The following is a 12,838-nucleotide window of genomic DNA, read 5'->3' on the forward strand; positions in this document are numbered from 1 at the left end:
AGGGGGAGTACGGTATTTTGAGTTACAACAAAGATAGTAGGAAGGGGTAAGGGACTTCCAAATAAAAAAATATCCCATCGCTTTTAGGGCAGGGGGCAGGGAGCAGGGGGAGAGAAAGTCGTTTTGATGGGCGTGAAATTGGATAATTTATTTCTTGGAAGTCCCTAAACCACTTTTGTAAAGTCTTTAATTAATCAGAGAGAATAAAAATAAAACGATGAACCAGGTAGACTACCTCCGCATTAGCTTAATCGATCGCTGCAATTTTCGTTGTCAGTACTGTATGCCAGAGGGAGTAGAACTGGATTATATTCTCAAGCAACAGTTATTGACTGATGAAGAACTACTCACCTTAATTCAAGAGGTATTTATTCCAGTAGGCTTTACCCGATTTCGTTTGACTGGGGGAGAACCCTTGTTGCGTCCGCGTGTGGTGGATTTGGTAAGGGCGATCGCAACTTTACCCCAAACTCAAGATATCTCAATGACGACCAACGGTTTTTTGCTGGCTCCGATGGCACAAAACCTTTATAATGCTGGTCTGCGACGAATTAATATTAGTCTTGACTCTCTCGATCCCGATATTTTTGACCAAATTATCGGTAATCAGGGGCGTTCTCGTTGGCAACAAGTTTGGCAGGGGATTCAAGCTGCCCATCAAGTCGGATTCGACCCCCTGAAGCTGAATGTGGTGGTGATTCCTGGGGTTAATGACCACGAAGTTCTCGATTTAGCTGCCCTGACAATCGATAAACAGTGGCACGTTCGATTTATTGAATTTATGCCCATTGGTAATGTGCATTTATTTGGCGATCGCGGTTGGGTATCTTCAGCCGATTTACGAGAACGTATTCGCGATCGCTGGGGCTTGACAGAAGCTCAAGTTCGTGGTGCTGGCCCTGCTGATGTCTTTCAAATTCCCAATGCGAAGGGGACACTAGGATTTATTAGTCAGATGTCTGAATGTTTTTGCGATCGTTGTAATCGGATGCGCCTAAGTGCCGATGGCTGGCTGCGCCCCTGTTTATTAAATGAAACTGGTCAAATAGATTTAAAAACTGCCCTGCGTTCTGGTGTCAGCACCGCTCAATTACAAGAGCAGGTGAGACATTTACTCGGAATCAAACCAGAAATTAACTTTAAAGGGCGCGATTCTGGCATTTCAGGTGCATATACCCGCACCATGTCGCAAATTGGCGGATGAAAGAAGTTAGGAGTTAAAAGTGAGGAGTTAGGAGTTAGAAGTTAAAAGTTTTGAATAAATAAGTTTCTTCAACTCATAACTCATAACTCATAACTCATAACTTATAACTCATAACTCATAATTCATAACCATGTCGCAAATTGGCGGATGAAAAAAGTTAGGAGTTAAAAGTGAGGAGTTAGGAATTATCGTCTTGCAACTCCTAACTCATAACTCCTAACTCCCAACTGTTTAAGCTTGTCGTGAGTAGTATTCCACCACAAGTAGTTCATTAACTTGTAGTGCCACCCATTCGCGCTCAATAACGCTGTTGACTTTACCAACCAACTTATTTTTGTCAAATTCCAAATGGCTGGGAAGGTTAGCCAAACCGGGATATTGCAAGTTCGCTTCCACCAACTTCCGGGATTGTGCCCGATCTCTGACTGCAATTGTTTCCCCAGGACGGCATTGGTAGCTGGCAATATTCACCACACGACCGTTAACAGTTACGTGACCGTGATTTACCAGTTGACGAGCTGCTGGGATAGTCGGGGCTATACCCAAGCGGAAAACGGTATTATCCAAGCGCATTTCCAGCAATTGCAGCAGCACTTGTCCGGTAGAACCAGTAACACGTCTGGCTTTCCGCACATAGCGGAGCAATTGCTTTTCAGTCAAACCGTAGTTGAAGCGGAGCTTTTGCTTTTCCTCTAGACGGATAGCATACTCAGAGCGCTTCTTGCGATTCTGGCCATGCTGCCCAGGTGGGTAAGCGCGTCTGGCACTTTTACGAGTTAATCCTGGTAAGTCGCCCAAGCGGCGGACAATTCTGAGGCGGGGCCCTCTATATCGGGACATGAGTTTCCTTAATCTAATCCTGTTTAAACTTTACCGAAACATTCAATTTTGACATTCCCCTAATTTTTAATCAGGGGATTCTTGGTTTTTTGAAGCTGCTTACCGAGGTAAGACGTATCTCACCAAGGTAGACGCATCGATTTTTGCGCCAGTTGCTTTTAATCGGTAAACCCGACAAACTAGCCTCCAAGCCTGAATTCCGACCTGTCACGCCGTACTCCTGCCAATAAGTTTTTTGTGTTTATTTAGTTTCGTAGGCTACTCAATCATCAGATTGGTTTACGCAGTATTCTTACTCTGAAATACTTTTTACGTTGCCTACTTATCTTTCAAACAGCTATATTAACACAATTTCCGACATAATTAATTATGTCTATACTTGAAGCTAACGCGCCTACATATTGCACAAACTCCGTGTAGACCGTCATTAGTCATTAGTCATTAGTGTTTACTAAGGACAATTGACTTAGGACAACTTCTCCTGAAGGAGATGCTGCGCGAACACCAGTTGATGTGCTTTTCTTTTTGCGTAACAGCTTACTACCTCTGAAATTCTTAGATTACAGAGGATTTTTAAGATATTTGAGTTAGCATAACTTTGGGTGTTTGGAGAATGGCAATGTCAATGAGCAAAAAAGTGGTTAGCAGAGTTAAGAACAAACAAGGCAGTTCCACCTCCAGGATTTTAACATTACCAGTTTTGGCTATAGCTGGATGTTTAACAATCTTGCCTAATGTGGCTGTCGCTGCCTCCTACAGGAATGATTATAGTGTCTGTGCGGGTCGCCTCCTGAGTGTGGGTGTAAGGGCAGAAGCGGCATCAGAAGGTTGTGCAGCAGCATTGCGTCCAAGAGATTTGGCTGCTTGCGTGGTGAAAATTGATAAGGAAACCCAAATTGCTGCAACAGATGCGCTTTATTCTTGTGGAAAGGCCCGGCGTCCTGAAGAGTTAGCAACCTGTGTAGTTGGGGTCAGCTTAAGTACTAAAGAAGAAGCTAATCCAACAGTTTTAGATTATTGTGGACGCAGTTTGTTACCCGTGCGCTTTGGCCAGTGTGTGGTTGGCTTGCGTAGCCAAATCGACTTTCCCGCTACTCAAGCGCTAGATACTTGCATCAGTGCTGATGATAGTGTTATCGGTGCTTCATCTTCGTCTACACCGCCAACAATAATTCCTGCGGGTTCAAGTCCAAGTTTAGAAACTACCCCATTTCCAACTCAACCGGTTGTTCCAACGCAACCGATTGTTCCAACTCAACCAGTTATTCCAACTCAACCAGTTATTCCAACCCAACCGGGCACTAATTAGATTACAGTGCTTTGTGTAATTGATATACAGGTTGAATTTAGAGTGGCTATTTGCCACCCTGATTCAGGGACTACCAAAAAATAAATTATCCGATTTTAATTTGTAGGTTGGGTTGAGCAACAGCGAAACCCAACCTTATATATTTACAATGCTTCAACCTGACTGGATAATTTAACGTGAGTTCGATGAACCTCTCCCGGACAATCTCCCTCTCGCACGGGGAAAGGGAGGAGCAACGAGAAATTAGGGTTTTGGCTCTTCTCTGGGTGTCCAAGAGGGGTTGGGGGAGAGGTCAAAAAAGGGCTTGTCGAACTCACCTTAATTTACCTTTGCTGACTGTATAGCTTTGGTTAGGCAATGACAGTAATATTTACATTAGTTACTATATTTCTTACTTTGGTCTTTATATGATCATCAAAAGGTTGCAGAAGTTTCTCTACCTTGCCCAAAAAAGCTGTCCTTTTGCCCTTCTCAATGATGTCAACATCTGGTATTATCTAGACTACAAAGATATCATGCGAACTTTTAGGCGGATTGTACGCTAATGCAACTTTCGTCAAACGTTCTATTAGCTAGGACAAACTTCCGTAGCACTTCTGCCACTTGTGGGCATACGATACCTAGCACTGTTCCCAAAGTGTCCGCTGACCAGGTAAGCATTTCATTGAAATAAATGAAAAACATTATAATTCTCCTCTCCAACGCAAAGAGGAGTTGGAGAGAGGTTAGTTGAACTCACGTCAGTTTTTCAGCTTTGGGAATTTAGGATTTTGCACAATTTGTACACTTAGTTGTACTAGTCTTCTCTTTCACCAAAAGCTGTCTGTAAAACCACTGCAATACCACCGTCTTGATGATATTTGTCTGCCCAGGCACGGATAACTTCATCCAATTCTTCCATAGCCTGATCCATTTTTTCTGGGAGGATGTCAAGTTCTTCCAGCAAGCGCATGGCATTTCGTCGCCGTTCTGCCCAATTTTTCATCATGCGGAAATACCGAGCAGTATCTTCCACGGTGATGTGTGTACGTTCTTCATCGTCTGTTGGGGTATAAGAAAGACGGGTAAGCGCGTAGAAGGGCATTCCCCAAGGAGAATCAATCCGTGTTACCGTTCCTGAGTAAAGCAGACGGCGCTTAATATGTTCGCCCAAAGCTTCACTCAAAGGCATTTGGTGTTCTGGTGGCAAGTCTTCTTGCGATCGCTTGTGTAAAAACTCGATCAAATCCAGAAATTCAAAGGAGCTAACTAACTGAGCATCAGGTAAATTACTGGGCAGTTTCTGCTCAATTTGTCTTTTTTCTTCACTTGTCAGATTAGTACCAGGAACACGCGATCGCCCCGGTTGCCAAGGATATTTTTCTAGCCAGACATAAGGCAATTGAATTAAATAGCGAGGTTCTTGAGAACCCAGCATTTTTAACAGTTTGCCTTCTGTTAGTGCCTGCCTGACTTCTTCTACAATAATTTTTACTCGTTTTGGCTCCAAGTGATGCAAATGCCCTGTCATGCGCAGGTTTTGTCCCTGCTCTAGATAGGTCATGTAAATTGCACACTTTGCTGCTGTTGCGGCTGCGTCTAAAAATGCCCCATGCCTGTGCCCACTCGTCCGCATGGCACTAAAAGCCAGATAAAGCATGATCTGATCCATCGCACTGGGGTCAAGACGTTTGATCAGATCTATGTCGTTACTCATATTACAGACAATTGAATAGCACGTTTACAAAATTTTTAATCGAGAGAGAATTAGGTAGTATACACCTGGCTGAAGGCTGTCTTTACTTCAAACTATATTAGTATGCGATAACGATGATATCGGTGGTAGCGCAAACTACCGTTTTCGCATATTTCCTGCTAAAAAAGCAGAGTTAGTAGTTGTGACTATAACTGTCTGGAGCATCTAACCGGAAAATTAGAGACACCATCAAATCTAGCTTAACAGTGCTTTATGTCCCAACACTCAACTATGCTGCAATTAATCTCCAAAGCCTTTCAGTTTTCTGGTTTTTTTCATCTTTCAAGAGCAACAACGTCAAGCTGCATACACCGAATGATGGCGCTATGCTGACTCAGAATAAAAACTAGTTTACGCAGTTAATCTGGGATATCTGTTACTAGAAAAAGATGCTTTTTTGCAACTTTGGCGAGTTATTTGTAGTACACAATTGACTAGAAATAATTGGGAATTGTCTCAAAACAAATCGTTTACCAGGTGTAGCCAAATTTAGAGGTTGAGCTATACAGCCCGTTGTAAACTATCATTCCGTTCACAACCTCCAGTGATGTCTCGGCAGTATCAGCCGTTGGCTTGAGGGAAAATAATAGACATCAAGTAGAGCAAATAATTCCAATTTCAAAATACCTGTTGTTTTTCAAATATTGTTCCTCATCATATCACTATTTTTTGGTTTTGAAATAAAATTATGCATTTTAAAGTTTATAAATGATGACTATTTAAATATTTTATATTCTGCTTAAATCAAGGTTTGATGATATTTTATATCTAGCCTAAATCCCAGTTTTATTTATTATTTTCTATATGATGATTGGACACAAAAAACCGCGATTATTCCCAATTAAATCGCGTATCTATAAGGCTTTGCTGCTCGTGCTAATAACCGAAAAATTAGTTAATAGCCATACATATAATAAAACATCTTGGGTTCTATCCGATGATTGTTTAAAAAGTTTTTTGCCATAAATTTATATTTCTTTCATGAAAGAATTTTAAATTTTCATGATTTAACTAATTTATTGGCTACTTTTAAGTATGTTTTACCTCGCTATTTTATATATTTCAGAGGCTTAAATTACGTAGATAGTTGGTTGCGAGAAAAGAGTGATAATCCGTAGTAAGGTACGATAAAAGCTTCTTTTTCTGGGTGTTTTGGCGATACCTACGGTGGGCTACGCCTACGCAGATTAAGTTGACTTGTATAAAACAACAGAAATCAAGATACCATCTTACGAAACAAAATTAGTAAGTGGGTGTGAATAATTAAAGATTTGTAGTGACTTAGTGCAGTCTGGGAAGTTTCCTCATTAAGGACAAATAAAATGGAACAACAAGGACTTTAGCTCTCACTACAAGGCAATTTCAAGTAATTTACATTGCTTAACATAAGTGAGTCTATTCTTGCCCACTTACTTTGCCTCCCATACTGAAAAAACAGGTAGGCCGACCGCCTAATATTAACTAAGTAGGTTTGGCTTGAAAAAACGGGGTACTCTAAGCATTTCTGCGACTTCTCCATCTCTTAGTTCCAAAATATGCTGCAATAGTCTTAACTCCTTGCGAATCTTCTCTCTGAGCAAGTACTTGTGCCCAATTGCTGGAGTCAGTACTACTCATATTGCTTACATATACGTGTTTTCCCTACCTGTATCAGGCTAAATTCCTAAAAATATATTACAAGTCGATTTATTCTGAATACTGCTTGCCGATCTATTAAGTGTTATCTGCACCTATACAGCATTCTGAAATTATTCGTAAAAATTTAAATCCCCGACTTATTTGAGAAGTCGGGGATCTTGTTTGTCACATTAGCGTCAGGATTGATGCTGAGAGTGATGGGGAGTAAAGTAGCTCCTATCACTCTTAAGCTGATTGAACTCGCCATTTAATTCGTGGGACTAGAGGGTTTAACCTGATTTCGCATTGTTTCAAAGCTGAAAGCAGCCGCGCCAAAGGTTACAAATAACACTCCCAGAATTTGCACAATATCCAAATTTTCTTGAATGATTAACCCAGCGAAAATCACGGTTAAAACTGGGATGCTACCACCAATGAGCGCCGATCGCGAGGCACCTAGTTTACTAATACCAACATTATTGAGTAAATAACCTGCAAGGGTCAGCACGCCTAAAATAAACGCGCTTAAAACCAATTCCAACATTTTCGAGGGGTCAACTACTACCAAATTCCAACTGCTTGGCAAAGGTAGCATCAAACAGATAAAGCTCAACAACAACATGGTAGTGAAGTTGATTAAAGTAAAAGTCACCGGATGGAGTTTGCTAGCACAGACTCGCGTCAGAATTATGTAGGCAGCAAAAGCCACACCCGAAAGAATGGCAGTGCTGCTTCCGATTGAAGTATTACCGATACCGATGCTGGGAGAACCTCCTAAAACCAACAATTCACCGCAGCAAATTGCGGCGATCGCGGCGATGCGGAATAGAGTGGGGCGATCGCGAAACAGAAACCACGAGAATAGACCGCTAACCATTGGATAGATAAAGAACAGTGCGATCGCCATTCCAGTTGTGATTTGAGCGATCGCAATATAGATTAATACCTGAGATAAAAACAAAAAGCAGCCACTCACAATTGACAACACCAAAATCTGCTTGGTAGCGGCATTGGCAGGTGTGGAATTTCCTCGGACTGAAGTAGACAAGTTTTCCAAGTCTTGCCACAGTCTTGGATGCAATATCGGAGACAAAAGTACCATTAGTGGTACGACTACCATAAACCGTAGCGTCAAAATTAACAGAGTATTGCCCAAAGTCGGCGGTAGCAATTGCTCTACCTCTAATACTCCAAAAATCTGGGAACCTTCGTGGAAAATCACCTTGATGGCTACGTTGTAAAGCGACGATACCACTGCCGATAAGACGATCAAAAACAAACCGATTTTGAGTGTCGATGAGCTAGAAGAATTAGGCGATCGCGATTGTGGGGGTTTTGCTTCTACCCGCGGTTCTGGCGCAGTGGTCGATGAGGATTCAGCTGTGCTTTGCGATACGTTTTTACGGCGGACAGAAAGTGGTTCAGTAGGAATCTTCAGAGAAGGTCGGATTATTCTTGGCTGTAGCACAGATGCGATCGAAGGCTCTGATTTAGTTTCGTTTTCCGGCGATTCCTGATTAAGGACAGAAATTGGCTCGGTGGCATTATCCTTTGGTGGCGGAACTACAGCCGCAGTAGATTCTGATGGCGTTTCTCTTACCGACAAATCCTGGCTTGGATTCGCGACGTTTTCTTTAATAATCGGCGGCTCTAATGTTGTTTCTTTTGGCGACAAATCCTTGCTGGGAGAAGAAATTGGATTCGCGACGTTTTCTTTAACAATTGGTGGCTCTGATGTTATTTCCCTTACCGATACATCCTTGCTGGGAGAAGAAATTGGATTTGTGGTGTTTTCTCTAACAGTCGGCGGTTTTAATGTTGTTTCTCTTGGTGAAAATTGATTGGAAATCGGTGAAATTGGCTCAAGGGAATTTCTTACTACTTGCTCAAACTCTGGTAAGGATGTTTCAACAGAACTGTTTTTTTGTGGCTCTGTAAACTGCAAAACAGTAGGTATACCTGCTGTTGCTGATTTACGTAAAGTTTCTTCTATAGTTTTTTCTAGTTCTCCATGCAGGCGGTTAACAAACTCCGCCAAAATCGTTTCCCCTTGCTGCTGCTGGCTATACATCCGTGACAACTGTTGGGAAAGATTACTTTGATAGTTCTTCAGCTCCTGTTGTAAGGAATTAAAGGTAACAGTAACGGTGTCATCGAGACTGTCAAACATATGTTCGACTTTTTCATTGATTTCACCGACTACATTGCTGCTCACTTCAGCAGACTTGAGCGCGGCTTGTTCGTAAGATTTGCCCTCTATGCTTTGATTAGCTAAAGTTGCCAGAGAGGATTGCAGTTGTGAAGATATATGCTTTGCCAGAACTTCTGCCAGTTGCCGAATTAACGCTTGCTGCTCGGTGATTTGGCGCACTTGTTGTAAATGCTCTTTTTCCTCTACCAAGCTTTGAATCTCATCAGATAACCGATTTTTTTCTGACTGAAGCCGCTTTACGTCTTCCTGCAAGCCTCTGAGGACATTCTGCTGAAGATTTTCTAAGTCTTCAACTACAGCCCAAAGAGCATTTTCTGCTGCTCTAGATAGCTCCCCTCTGACTCTTGGGTTTTCTGGTTGCTTCTCGAATCGCCCCATTAGCTTCTAACCTCTAACACTTTGACGATAAAGCTGCTTCCCGTACACTTTATTGGCGGTCATCCTAATTTCCTGTATTTTGTCAGATAAATTAAAAATTTTAACAGCACTTCCGCATTTCAACGTAATTCTGTCATACTGAACACAAGTTAGCAAAGCATCCTAAGTATGCAATACAGCTTACTACACCGTGTTCTCTTCAACATTGATAAGTATTTAACCATTAGATTTGGAATTTTGATGAGGTAGCACCCGTCTTCTCCCAAGGGGAGACGCTAAGAGCGATGGCGATTCCCATAGTTAGCGACGCTAGAGAGTCTAGGGGATTGCCCAACCCGAAAGGATTTTCGATCGATCGCCACGCCTGGAAGTCGCTTAAATAAAGACTTTTTTATTTTTGGTCAGTTTAATTTTCATAAATTATTTGCCAATGAAATTTTACTTTTAAAGAAATCTCACTCCAAATAAATATTTATTGTTTTGCTGCCAATAATAATTGTCAAAGATTCACAGATGCGTGTGCGTAGGCAACTCGTCGCTAGATATCCCCACCAAATTGTCTGACTTGCGAAACTAACTGTAAATTTGTGTGGAATGTAACTGGTGTGACAGTTTATATCTCTAAATGGGGATTAAAGTATCCTTCTGTGGAAATTCTAAGTTACGTTATCCCCTGCACAACATTCTAATGAATGAGCAGCAATTCTGCAAAAGCACACTTTTTTTGGCGTTGTTGCAGTCTGGGTTTTTCTTTGAGTAAATTCCAGTAAAGGAAAAGTTTGGAAAATATTAATAATTCTTAGAAGAATAAAATCTGGGCAATGCTGAAAATGGCAGCGCTAAGGGCAGCACTCACGGGGATTGTAATTAGCCATGCGGCAGCAATACCTTTTAATGTTTGAAACTTAATCGACTTGAGATTTTGCACTAGTCCAATACCAACGACACCGCCGACGAGAGCGTGGGAAGTGGAGACTGGTAAACCTAGTCGGGAGGCGATGAGGATGGTGGTAGCAGTTGCCAGCTCGGCACAAAATCCACTACTGGGTTGCAAGGCAATGATGTTTTCGCCAATGGTAGCAATGACTTTTTTTCCCCAGACAGCTAAACCACCAACAATACCAGCACCACCAAGGATTAAAATCCAAAGGGGGATAGTTATACCATCAGTAGGTACGCTACCAGTGCGATTGATGTAAACGATCGCAGCTAAAGGAGCGATCGCATTTCCCACATCATTAGAACCGTGAGCAAAGGCTACAAAGCAAGCACTTAGTAGTTGAAATCGACCGAATAATCTTTCTACGGGATTGGGCATGGGGCATGGGGCATTGGGCATGGGGGATTGGGTAGACTCTTGTGTTTGCGCTGTTGTTCGTTTGTCTCCCAATTGTCGCCAACTAATGATTGTGAGTCCAACTGCTGCGATTGCTCCCGTTAAAAGCGGGATGTCATGAGAAGGGATCGTAAAACCAGTTTGCTCAATTACAAAATTGGTTAGCGGTTCTGTGAGCGATGGTAAGACAATTACACCGAAGACACTTAGCAGCAGAGTACTCAACCAGGGAATCCATTCTTGTAACTGGACTACTTGATTGGGTCGATCTAAAATCCAGTGCTTGATTTGACTGTAAAATAAAGCGGCGATCGCACCACTAATTAACGGCGTTAAAATCCAGCCAATGGTAATTAAGCCAATTGATGACCAATCAATTGCATTTACTCCCAAAGCTACCCAACTAAATCCAGCGATCGCACCAACAACCGCATGAGAAGACGATACAGGTAAACCGCGTGATGTGGCAATTTGCAACCACACACCACACGATATTAATACCGTTACCATCCCAGTTACGAATATTTGGGGTGTAGCTGCGAATAAGACAGGATTGGCAATTTTTGTTGCGAGAGTTTCCGTTACCTCATGTCCAAACAACACAGCACCCGTAAACTCTAATACTCCAGCAATAATTAGTGCTTGTTTGAGGGTGACAGCTTTGGAACCTACAGAGGTTCCCATCGCGTTAGCGACATCGTTTGCTCCGAGATTCCAGGCGACATAGAAAGCTAGTAGAGCGACGAAAAGTAGGGTAATAAGCATTTTGTTAGGGACAAGAGGAAAGTGAGAGAGATAAGGATGAAACTTGAGCTTTTAAGGGTGAACTTTGAACCTTTGAGCCTCATCGTTGAACCTTTTAGCTCCATCGTCGAACCTTTGAGCTTCATCGTCGAGCCTTTGAGCCTCATCGTTGAACCTTTTAGCTTCATCGTCGAACCTTTGAGCTTCGTCGTTGAACCTTTTAGCTTCATCGTCGAACCTTTGAGCTTCATCGTCGAACCTTTTAGCTTCATCGTTGAACCTTTTAGCTCCATCGTCGAACCTTTGAGCTTCATCGTCGAACCTTTTAGCTTCGTAGCTGAATCTCAGACAGAACTTTAAACTTCTAGTTTTAACACTCTCCTATCTCCCTAATCTTCCTTTTACGGATAAATTAAGATTTTATAAGTATCCGGTGTGGGTGCGATCGCAACTTCCACGGCTGCTGATAAATCTTTTAATGGATAGCGATCACTAATCAATGCTTTTACATCAATTCGTTGATTAAACACAATATCGGCTGATAAATTCTGAAGCCGGTAAGATGAACTGTAACTGCCGATCAAGTCAATTTCCCGACGGTAGAGGATATTTGGATTAATCGGAATTTCCACTTCATCAGGAAATTCGGCGAAAAACAAGATTTTACCGCCTTTGCGAGTACTATCAAGTGCTTGAAAGAAAGCTTTTTCACTCGGAACCGCCAGCAGTGTAACATCAACGCCTAGTCCACCAGTTAAGGCAGAGATTTTGGCGGGTAAATCGGGATCGCGAGCATCAAAAGCCGCTTCTGCACCGACACTCAAGGCTTTTTCAATTCTAGAGGGTAGTAAATCAGTAGCGATCGCTTTTGCTCCGAAATACTTCACCAACATGATAAACATTAACCCAATTGGCCCAGCACCAGTAACTAATACAGTTTGTCCCGGAGCAATTTGAGCTTTTCTCACTGCCTTCAAACAGCAGTTAGTTGGTTCTACAAAACTCGCTTCTTCAAAACTGATGTTATCCGGGATGGGAATCAACCCACCATTTTCCACAATATGTCTAGGAACCTTGACATAATCGGCAAAACCACCACCACTGGCATTAAAGCCTGCGGTAGTGGAAATGTTTTTGTAAACATCGCACATCGAGAAATTATCATTTAGGCAGTAGGCGCAACGCATACAAGGGATGTGGTGCATCACTGCTACCCGTTGTCCAACTTGCCAACCTTTGACATTATTGCCTATTGCTGCGATCGTGCCGGCGGTTTCATGTCCAAAAATGCGCGGCGGTTCATAAAGTGGATAACGAATTTTTTTAATATCTGACTGACACAATCCCACAACCCGCACCTGTACCAGCACTTCATCTGGTTCCACAGTTGGAACTGGGATATCTTCGTAAGACAGTTGATTAACGCCTCTAAATACCTGTGCTTTCACGTTGGTTTTTCCCCG

9 protein-coding genes are annotated in these 12,838 nt (G+C 42.3%); 3 read left to right on the forward strand and 6 right to left on the reverse strand.

The genetic code is table 11. From position 1 onward, the window contains the following. The first annotated feature begins 217 nt into the window (after positions 1-217). Positions 218-1,204, forward strand: a complete 987-nt coding sequence (gene moaA / locus RM049_RS02150; protein WP_322702996.1) for a GTP 3',8-cyclase MoaA — start codon at positions 218-220, stop codon at positions 1,202-1,204. Positions 1,205-1,435: 231 nt separating this feature from the next. Here the strand turns inward: moaA and rpsD are convergent, their stop codons facing one another. Continuing rightward, positions 1,436-2,044, reverse strand: coding sequence for a 30S ribosomal protein S4 (gene rpsD / locus RM049_RS02155; RefSeq protein ID WP_069071263.1), 609 nt, complete (start codon positions 2,042-2,044; stop codon positions 1,436-1,438). A gap of 619 nt (positions 2,045-2,663) precedes the next feature. Here rpsD and RM049_RS02160 point away from each other — a divergent pair. After that, positions 2,664-3,353 (forward strand): hypothetical protein, encoded by a 690-nt coding sequence (locus RM049_RS02160; protein ID WP_416212606.1) that lies wholly within the window; start codon positions 2,664-2,666, stop codon positions 3,351-3,353. Positions 3,354-3,878: 525 nt separating this feature from the next. Here the strand turns inward: RM049_RS02160 and RM049_RS02165 are convergent. The 4 genes from RM049_RS02165 to RM049_RS02180 all read right to left on the reverse strand — a co-directional run bounded on the left by RM049_RS02165 (position 3,879) and on the right by RM049_RS02180 (position 11,396). After that, positions 3,879-4,037 (reverse strand): hypothetical protein, encoded by a 159-nt coding sequence (locus RM049_RS02165; RefSeq protein WP_322702997.1) that lies wholly within the window; start codon positions 4,035-4,037, stop codon positions 3,879-3,881. A gap of 112 nt (positions 4,038-4,149) precedes the next feature. Further along, positions 4,150-5,049 carry a heterocyst differentiation master regulator HetR gene (gene hetR / locus RM049_RS02170; RefSeq protein WP_094349731.1) on the reverse strand — a complete coding sequence of 300 codons (900 nt, stop codon included), beginning with the start codon at positions 5,047-5,049 and terminating at the stop codon, positions 4,150-4,152. A 1,924-nt stretch (positions 5,050-6,973) separates the two neighbouring features. Then, complete coding sequence (locus RM049_RS02175) at positions 6,974-9,295, reverse strand: EamA family transporter (protein WP_322702998.1); 2,322 nt, start codon at positions 9,293-9,295, stop codon at positions 6,974-6,976. Positions 9,296-10,094: 799 nt separating this feature from the next. Next, entirely contained in the window at positions 10,095-11,396 is a 1,302-nt protein-coding gene (locus RM049_RS02180) for an inorganic phosphate transporter (RefSeq protein ID WP_322702999.1), read from the reverse strand. A 36-nt stretch (positions 11,397-11,432) separates the two neighbouring features. Here RM049_RS02180 and RM049_RS02185 point away from each other — a divergent pair, with 36 nt between their 5' ends. Beyond that, positions 11,433-11,735, forward strand: a complete 303-nt coding sequence (locus RM049_RS02185) for a hypothetical protein (protein ID WP_322703000.1) — start codon at positions 11,433-11,435, stop codon at positions 11,733-11,735. Between the two features lie 41 nt (positions 11,736-11,776). On the opposite strand, the gene RM049_RS02190 is transcribed toward RM049_RS02185, so the two are convergent. After that, positions 11,777-12,823: a zinc-dependent dehydrogenase gene (locus RM049_RS02190; protein WP_322703053.1), complete on the reverse strand. Its 1,047-nt coding sequence runs from the start codon at positions 12,821-12,823 to the stop codon at positions 11,777-11,779. Positions 12,824-12,838 lie beyond the last annotated feature (15 nt).

Source organism: Nostoc sp. DedQUE04, assembly GCF_034530995.1.
In the GTDB taxonomy this organism is placed as follows: domain Bacteria; phylum Cyanobacteriota; class Cyanobacteriia; order Cyanobacteriales; family Nostocaceae; genus Nostoc.

What these genes read in the sequence shown, in the direction of transcription:
- RM049_RS02165 (WP_322702997.1), bottom strand. Translation starts at nt 4,037, where the DNA reads ATGTTTTTCATTTATTTCAATGAAATGCTTACCTGGTCAGCGGACACT.
- hetR (WP_094349731.1), bottom strand. Translation starts at nt 5,049, where the DNA reads ATGAGTAACGACATAGATCTGATCAAACGTCTTGACCCCAGTGCGATG.
- RM049_RS02185 (WP_322703000.1), top strand. Translation starts at nt 11,433, where the DNA reads ATGAAACTTGAGCTTTTAAGGGTGAACTTTGAACCTTTGAGCCTCATC.
- RM049_RS02180 (WP_322702999.1), bottom strand. Translation starts at nt 11,396, where the DNA reads ATGCTTATTACCCTACTTTTCGTCGCTCTACTAGCTTTCTATGTCGCC.
- moaA (WP_322702996.1), top strand. Translation starts at nt 218, where the DNA reads ATGAACCAGGTAGACTACCTCCGCATTAGCTTAATCGATCGCTGCAAT.
- rpsD (WP_069071263.1), bottom strand. Translation starts at nt 2,044, where the DNA reads ATGTCCCGATATAGAGGGCCCCGCCTCAGAATTGTCCGCCGCTTGGGC.
- RM049_RS02160 (WP_416212606.1), top strand. Translation starts at nt 2,664, where the DNA reads ATGTCAATGAGCAAAAAAGTGGTTAGCAGAGTTAAGAACAAACAAGGC.
- RM049_RS02175 (WP_322702998.1), bottom strand. Translation starts at nt 9,295, where the DNA reads ATGGGGCGATTCGAGAAGCAACCAGAAAACCCAAGAGTCAGAGGGGAG.